This is a genomic window from Streptomyces sp. NPDC056948 (assembly GCF_042674225.1).
In the GTDB taxonomy this organism is placed as follows: Bacteria; Actinomycetota; Actinomycetes; order Streptomycetales; family Streptomycetaceae; genus Streptomyces; species Streptomyces purpurascens.
This window is the reverse complement of record NZ_JBHUQX010000435.1, coordinates 1-7541: the sequence shown is the minus strand read 5'-3', so window position 1 is coordinate 7541 and position 7541 is coordinate 1. Positions and strand designations below refer to the sequence as shown.

General features: G+C 70.7%; 6 protein-coding genes and 2 pseudogenes. 3 read left to right on the top strand and 5 right to left on the bottom strand.

Features of this window, described 5'->3' with window-relative positions:
- On the top strand, window positions 1–379 hold a 379-nt coding region (locus ACFTZL_RS37365; RefSeq protein WP_382592582.1), incomplete at its 5' end, for a DUF2975 domain-containing protein.
- A 40-nt stretch (window positions 380–419) separates the two neighbouring features.
- Window positions 420–551, top strand: a pseudogene (locus ACFTZL_RS37360) (helix-turn-helix domain-containing protein); the annotation flags it as partial.
- Window positions 552–678: 127 nt separating this feature from the next.
- On the opposite strand, the gene ACFTZL_RS37355 reads toward ACFTZL_RS37360, so the two are convergent.
- The 4 genes and pseudogenes from ACFTZL_RS37355 to ACFTZL_RS37340 all read right to left on the bottom strand — a co-directional run bounded on the left by ACFTZL_RS37355 (window position 679) and on the right by ACFTZL_RS37340 (window position 6219).
- Window positions 679–2100 carry a DEAD/DEAH box helicase gene (locus ACFTZL_RS37355; RefSeq protein WP_382592579.1) on the bottom strand — a complete coding sequence of 474 codons (1422 nt, stop codon included), beginning with the start codon at window positions 2098–2100 and terminating at the stop codon, window positions 679–681.
- 413 nt (window positions 2101–2513) lie between these two features.
- Window positions 2514–2959 (bottom strand): annotated as a pseudogene (locus ACFTZL_RS37350) (transposase); the annotation flags it as partial.
- A 100-nt stretch (window positions 2960–3059) separates the two neighbouring features.
- Window positions 3060–4865, bottom strand: a complete 1806-nt coding sequence (locus ACFTZL_RS37345) for an RICIN domain-containing protein (protein ID WP_382592575.1) — start codon at window positions 4863–4865, stop codon at window positions 3060–3062.
- Between the two features lie 265 nt (window positions 4866–5130).
- Window positions 5131–6219 carry a LacI family DNA-binding transcriptional regulator gene (locus ACFTZL_RS37340; protein ID WP_382592572.1) on the bottom strand — a complete coding sequence of 363 codons (1089 nt, stop codon included), beginning with the start codon at window positions 6217–6219 and terminating at the stop codon, window positions 5131–5133.
- A 456-nt stretch (window positions 6220–6675) separates the two neighbouring features.
- On the opposite strand from ACFTZL_RS37340, the gene ACFTZL_RS37335 reads away from it, so the two are divergent.
- Window positions 6676–7236, top strand: coding sequence for a beta-galactosidase domain 4-containing protein (locus ACFTZL_RS37335; protein ID WP_382592569.1), 561 nt, complete (start codon window positions 6676–6678; stop codon window positions 7234–7236).
- Window positions 7237–7294: 58 nt separating this feature from the next.
- Here ACFTZL_RS37335 and ACFTZL_RS37330 read toward each other — a convergent pair.
- A partial coding sequence (locus ACFTZL_RS37330; protein ID WP_382592566.1) for an alpha/beta fold hydrolase occupies window positions 7295–7541 on the bottom strand: 247 nt, incomplete at its 5' end.

Genomic DNA, 7541 nt, shown 5'->3' with positions numbered 1-7541 from the left:
GGACGGGTCGCTCCCACTGACCCCGCTGCGCGTGATCACGATCCTGGGCATGGTGTCGGTCCAGGTCGCCCTGGTCTGCGTCTGGCGACTGGTGACGATGGTGCGACGCGGAACCGTGTTCTCCCACGCCGCCTTCCGGTACGTGGACGTCGTGATCGGCGCGATCGTGGCGGCTGCCCTCGTGTGGTTCGCGGTCACGATCCTCAATGCGCCGGGCCAGCGGGACGACCCGGGCGTCACCGTCATCATGGGCGGTGTTGGCGTGGCCATCCTGGGGGTCGCGCTCATCGTGCTCGTGCTGCGGATGCTCCTCGCCCAGGCCGTCGCGCGCGACGTCGAAGCGGCGCAGATGCAGGCCGCGCTGGACGAGGTGATCTGATGCCGATCGCCGTCGACATCGACGTGATGCCGACCAGGCGCTCGAGAACGGCCGCGCCAAGGCGGTGCGCTTCGCGACGCTCGCCGCGCTCTGCGAGGTGCTCGAGTGCCGGCCCGGCGACCTGCTGCGCTGGGAGGCGCGCTGGGAGGCCGAGGACGCCGCGGGCGGATGACGCGCCCCAGGGCTGGGCGTAAGAAGGCGGTGGGCCGCCGGCCGGCGCACCCCGGCCGGTCTCCGGTCCCGCGTCTCCGTCCGGCGGCGCAGACGAAGACACCGCCCGGCATTCCGGGAAGCCGGTCTCAGCCGCCGCGCCGCACCCGGGCCGCCCTGCGGGCCTCCGCGAGCTTGCTGGCCTCGCTGCTCTTGCGGGACGACCTGCCTCCGGAGCCACTCTTCGCGTCCTTGGTGCTGCCCAGGCCGCGGAAGGGGGCATTGTGGTTCTTGGGGCGCGGTACGGCCGGCCCGCCGTCGAGAAGCTTTCCGGAGGGGGCCTTGGCGCCGGTGATCCGGCTCAGCTCCGCCTCGCCGGACCGCACTTTGGTGACCCTGGGGGCGACGTCGGCGTCCGCCATGACCTGGCTCGTCTCGCGTCGCTGTCCCGACAGGACGAGTGTCACGACGGTGCCGGAGCGGCCGGCCCGGGCCGTGCGGCCCGCGCGGTGCAGATAGTCCTTCGGGTCGGTGGCCGGGTCGACGTTGACCACGAGGTCGAGGTCGTCGACGTGCAGGCCGCGTGCCGCGACGTTCGTCGCCACCAGCGCGTTGACCTGCCCGCTCTTGAACTGGGCCAGGGTCCGGGTGCGCTGCGGCTGGGACTTTCCGCTGTGCAGGGCGGCGGCGGCCACGCCGCTGGCCCGCAGATGCCGCGTGAGCTGGTCGACACCGTGCTTGGTGTCCAGGAACAGCAGGACGCGGCCGTCCCGAGCGGCGATCTCCGTGGTCACGGCGTACCGGTCCGGGCCGTGCACGACGAAGACGTGGTGCTCGATCGCGGAGACCGCGCTGGACGAGGGGTCCACGGAGTGGACGGCGGGGTCGCGCAGGTAGCGCTGCACGAGCTGGTCGACGTCGCCGTCGAGGGTGGCGGAGAACAGCATCCGCTGCCCGTCGGGACGAACCTGGTCCAGGATCTCGGTGACCTGCGGCAGGAACCCCATGTCACACATCTGGTCGGCCTCGTCCAGGACCGCGATGCGCACCCGTCCCAGTCGGCAGCCCTTGCGCTCGATGAGGTCGTGCAGCCGACCTGGCGTGGCGACGACGATCTCGGCGCCGTCCCGCAGCTCGGCGGCCTGCCGTCCGATGGACACTCCGCCCACCACGGTCGCGAGCCGCAGCCGCAGCGCCTCGGCGTACGGGGTGAGCGCCTCACCGACCTGCTGCGCCAGCTCCCTGGTGGGCACCAGAACGAGCGCCAGCGGCTCCTTCGACTGCGCGCGCCGCCCGGCCGTCCGGGCGAGCATCCCCAGGCCGAAGGCGAGCGTCTTGCCGGATCCTGTGCGGCCCCGGCCCAGGACGTCCCGTCCCGCGAGCGCGTTCGGCAGCGCCGCCGCCTGGATGGGGGAGGGCACAGTCACACCGTGCTCATCGAGCGCCCGCAGAACCTCGGCCGGCAGACCCAGCGACGCGAAGGACGCCGCCGTGGGCACTGCCGAAGTGGCGCCCGACGCCTCGGACACATCGTCCTGCTGCCGGGCATCGGCACGTGCTGATTCGCTCACAGAGAGCCTTCCTCCGAAGGGACCGTACCGAGGAAGGCGCGGTAGGAACGCGGCCACCAGCCAGAGGCACCGAAACGGAGCACCGACACAGCGACGCGGCAAACGCCCAACGTTAGCACAGGGCACGCCGCCCAGGCCTCCCGTGCTCGCGTCCGGCCGCCACGGGACCTGCCGGCAACCACCCCTTAGAGCAGTCGACGGGCGGGCGACAGTACCCCGCTGCGAGTCCCCCACCATCCGAGCCAATCCAGTCCCGACGCGCCTGGACGATCTCTTCCTGAGACCGGCCGATCCAGTTCAGGCGTCGTACGTTCCAGGACTCGGCTGCCGGGGCCCCAGCATCCCGCCGCCGCCCGCACTCGCTGCAGCGCTCCACGATCCATCCCCGCATCACATGGCTTGGGCTGCCGAGCGCCCTGGTAGCCGCCGTCGGCAATGGTCATGGTGTGGCCGACGGCGTCCGGACTCCTCCCAGCCACGTGAGTCATGTTGGTTGCCGGGCACGGGCCGACCGACTACCACGACCACACGGGTGTCAGCGTCGATGACGACCTGGTGGGCGGTGGAGTACCGATAGTTCTTGGACTGCTCGGCAACGCTGCGATCGCGGGTGGGTACCAGGGTGCCGTCCACGATCAGCACCGCGTCCTTCGCGAAACGCTTGCGCGGCTCGAGCGCGAGCTTCGGGCCGAGGTGGTCAACGACGCGACTGGCCACGGACTTCGACACACCGAGCGACCAGCAGCACACGGTCCGCCAGCGGCAGCCTCCACGGCCGACCACGACCATCGCGCTCCGCGTTCCGCGCCCGGTACCGCAACGCGCCGTAGGACCGGCGTCGGTGGCGGTGCCTCCACAGTCCTGAGGAATGACCCAGCAGCCGCTGCCACGCTGGTCGGAGATGCCGCCACCTCCAACCAGCACAACGAGCAACCCGGCAAACGTTGCCGGTCACAGCACTAGCGGACGAGCTTCCAGTCCTGTGAGTCGTCGGCGGCAGTGTTCTGGAGGGTCAGCGGTGCCCCGGTGGACGCGCCGGTCAGATAGAGGGCGGTGTTCGTGACTGCCTGGATCCGGTAGTAGCCGTCCGAGGTCTTGACGAGGTTCCAGCTGCCCGACGCACTGTTGTCGACCCACTGGCCGATCCGCTGGCCGGCCGTGGCGTTGCCCGTCCAGATGGCCGCCGAGCGCCCTCCCGACTTGTTCAGCAGCGTGGTGCCGCCCATCGGTTCGGTCACGACATGCCAGTACTGGGTGTCCTTGTTCGCCGCCGCTCCGGCGTCTTCCAGGACCACGTCGGGCACGTCCCCGTTACCGAGGTTGGCGTCGTTGGTCTTGTTGCCGGTGCCTATCACCTGGCCGGTCTTGCGGTTCACCAGCCGGTAGTAGGTGCCGTCCGAGTCGCCGAGGTCGACCTCGGCGTGGGCGATCGTGGACGTGCCCTGGTTGTTGAGGATCACGATGCGGCCGGTGCCGTCGACGTACTGGAGGTTGCGGCTGTAGCCGGCCGGCGAGGTCGTCTGGTACTCCGTCCACACGCCGTCGCTGCGGCCGCTCTCGTTGACCCAGACGTCGCCGCTGTTCGCCGCGTTGTACACCAGTCGACCGTCGGGCAGCCGGATCAGAACCGGGCTGCCGCCGCCCGCGAGCGGACGGGAACCGGCGACGACCGGCAGTGAGCCGACGGACATGCCGGTCTGGGTGCCGCGGTAGAACTTCAACGGGTCGTCGGCGATCGCGTACCGGGTGTTGGCCCCGCCGCCCCAGTACTCGAAGGTGAGCAGCCACTTGCCGTCCGTGGTGCGGACGATGTTGGTCATGCCCGGCCTGCCGCCGCCGATCTCGGTCTTGCCGCCGCCCATGTCCTGGACGGATCCGGAGATGTCGACGACGGGGTCGCTCCACTTGGTGCTCTTGCCGTCCCAGGTGCGGTGGACGAGGATCTGGCCGTGTGAGTCGGTCGCGGTGTCGTTGGCGGGATCCTTCTTCGGGACGCCGGTGACCGGGTCGAAGCCGGTGTAGTCGTTCTCGTCGGAGTAGTAGCAGACCAACTTGCCCTGGTGGACCATGAGGTAGGGCTCCCAGAGCGGGTCCACCTGCTGGTGCTTGTTGGCGGCCGCGATGTTCTGCCCGACCGCGCCCGCGCTGCCGCCCTGCCAGCCGGCGGTCGAGACGACGTTGACGACCTTCCAGCTGCTGCCCTGATCGGTGCTGGAGTACAGGGCGATGGCCAGGTCGCTGCGGTCGCCGTCGTTGTTCGGCGTCCAGCCGGGGTCGGCCGCCTTGTGCTCCTTGTAGTAGTGGTCGTCACCGGAGACGACACTCGCCAGAAGCAGCGTGCCGGACTTGAGCCCGCCGACGCTCTGCGGGAGCACATAGAGGTACGGGTTGGTCCAGTTGCTCGTGTACTTGGCGTACTTGGGGTCCTTGGAGAGGTATGCCGGTGCCTTGACCTCGGACAGGGGCTGCCAGCTGGTGCCGTGGTCGTCGCTCTTGTAGACGGGCAGGGTCTGCCCGTCGGCGCTGCCCGACTTCGGTACGACGGTGGACTTCTCGAACGACGCGACGAGCCGCCCGCCGGGCAGTTGGGCCGACTTCGGGTACACGGCGCAGTTGCCCCGGCCCTTCAGGCACGGGTCGCTGCCGAGCTGGTACAGGATTCCGCCCGTCGGGTTGTACGCCTGCGCACCGGACGCGGGGATGGCCAGCATCGCGGACGCCGCGACGAAGGTTCCCAGCGCCTTCCCTACGCTTCTTCTGTGCATAGTTCCTCCTTCTGGGGATGACCACTGCTCCGGGGTCCACATCCGTGTCGGCGGAGACGAGAACACGTACGTCCCAGGGGCCCAGCTCCAACGCGGCACCGGCCGGTACGAGGTCGCCGCTCGTGCCCGTCGTCGCGGTCACGGATTCGGGGAGCTCCCGCCACCCGCCACGCGTGTCCGGAGCCATCCAGGCGGCCGGCGTCCGGGCGAGAGCACGATTGCCTGCCCGGCGAGGAAAGCTGTTCCTCGGCCCGGTCGGTGTTGATCAGCCGTACGTGGACGCGCCACCGTCCAGGGGCGGACCGGGCCGGCCCGCACTCGGAGGAGAGGCCAGGGCCCGGCCCCGGCCCGGGGTCGTCCGGGTGGGCGGCGGGGGCCCGGTCGAGGCGCGGACCACGAGGTCGACGGGTGGTTCACTGGCCGCCAGGGGTGGCCCGTCCGGGTTCTCGATGGAGTGCACGAGGCGTTTGATCCCCTCCTGTGCCACGGCATCGAAGGGCTGGCGCATCGTGGTGAGAGGAGGAGTCACATAGGCGGCGACAGGGATGTCGTCGAAGCCTACGACGCTGACGTCCTCCGGCACCCGTCGACCGGCTTCCGTCAGCGCGCGGACGAGACCGATCGCCATGTCGTCGTTGGCAGCGAACACCGCGGTCATGTCGCCGTCGGAGGCCAGTTCGCGACCTGCCGTGTAGCCGGTCGAGGCCGACCAGTCGCCCTCGACGACAGGGGGTATCGACCGGCCGTGTGCGGCGAGAGTCGACCGCCAGCCCTCCAGCCGGTCCCGGGCGGCGTACCACCGCTGCGGACCGGCGAGGTGGTGGACGGTGTCGTGCCCCAGTTCCAGTAGATACTCGGTTGCCGCGCGTGCCATCAGATCGGCGCCGACACCCGCTGCCAGCGTCTTGGGCGCGGACAGGGGCGGCGAACCGAGGACGAGTACCGGTACGTCGACGCGGGCGGCGAGGTGTTCGCCGTGCCCGTCGTCGATCGGCTCGGAGATGACGATGCCGTCGACGCCCTGCTCGAGAAGTGAGTCGACGGCACCGGCGACGCCCGTCGGGTCGCCTTCCAGGGTGTTGACCACGCGGAGGGCGTACCCGGTGTCCCGCACGGCGCGTTCGACGCCCATGATCAGTGAGGCGGGTCCGTACAAGGCGGTTCCCAGCGTCACCACACCGATGGACCGTGTGCGTCCGGAGGCCAGCGCCCGCGCCGCGTTGTTCAGTCGGTAGCCGAGTTGCTCGCCGGCTTCCAGAACGCGTCGGCGCACTTCGGCGGAGACGTACGGCTCGTCGTTGTAGACCCGGGACACGGTCTTCTGTGAGACGCCCGCCAACTGGGCGACATCCACACTGCGTGGTGCGCCGGAACTCCCACTCCGCCTTGCGCCCCGCCTCATGGTGTCTCCAGATGATCGTGACCGGCGTTGGTCGGCATCCGTCTGACTGCGCTGCCATGTCTACGCAGTCATATGTCGGCCGTCAAGCGCCCGGCACAGATTCGTCATCTTGCGCAAGCGCCGGCCGAACGCCGGTCGACCCACCGGCCGAGCGGAGATCCCCGAGTGCCTCCCAACCCGCCGAGAGAGCAGGAGGATGTACCGCACGCAGGCCGCCGTGAGCCGGATCGGGCAGGGCCGCTTGCGACCGGGCGAGATGTTCTACGCGTCGACCGACGGCGAGGGTGATCCGGCGGACGAGCCGCGCAACCGCATGCCGTTCGTCTACACCGAGTTCGCCCGCTGCACGACGGCAACTTCATCTGCGACGGCCTGGTACTCCCCGACGGAACACCGTCACCGGGCCTCGTGGAGTACCAGAAGGTCATCGAGCCCGTCGTCATCGGCCCGGGCGGCGCCTCCGGCCGGATCGCCGTGCACAACCGCTACGACCTCGTCGATCTGTCGCGCCTCCGGTTCGCCTGGTCGCTCCCCCGGGACGGCGTCCTGGTCGACGAGGGGGCCCTGTCCACGTCGGAACTCGGCGCCGGGGAGCGGGCCGAAATCACGCTTCCGCCCCTCACGGCCGCCACCGGCGAGGCGGGTGAGCGCCTGCTGACGGTGCGGGCGGAGCCGGCGAAGTCCGCAGCGTGGGCTCCCGAGGGTCATCAGGTGGCCTGGGGGCAGATCGCGTTGCCGTCGTCCTGCGGCGACACGATCCGCGCCGGCCTGGACGCCGGCCGCTTGGCCGCCGACGCCTCGGCGGGGCTGATCGCCCTCGACCCGGTTCGACCGGGGCATCGGCACACCGACCACGCCGTGCAAGGGGTCGGATCCGGGGCCGTCGGACCGGGTGTGCTGCCTCGGTACCGGCTCGAAGTCCGGCCCGCCGACTTCACGTTCGTCCTCACCGCCCTGTCGGCGACATGAGAAGAGGCCGGCCCCGGCGACCGAGAACGCCGGAGCCGGCCAACCGGGCCGTCCGAGATCACCTGCCGGTGGCGGCGGCCCGTGCGACCGCTGCGGCGAGGGCGCCGGCGACCTCGTCGACATGGGACAGGTGCGGGGAGTGCCCGGACGGGACACGAACGCTGTGCGCCGCGCGGGCGGCCCACTGCTCCTGGACGGCGGGCGGAAGGGCCGGATCTTCGGTGGCCACGACGTACGTCAGGGGAACGTCGCTCGGCGCGGCACCCAGTTTCTCGGTGAAGGCGCGCATGCCCTGCCAGTTGAGG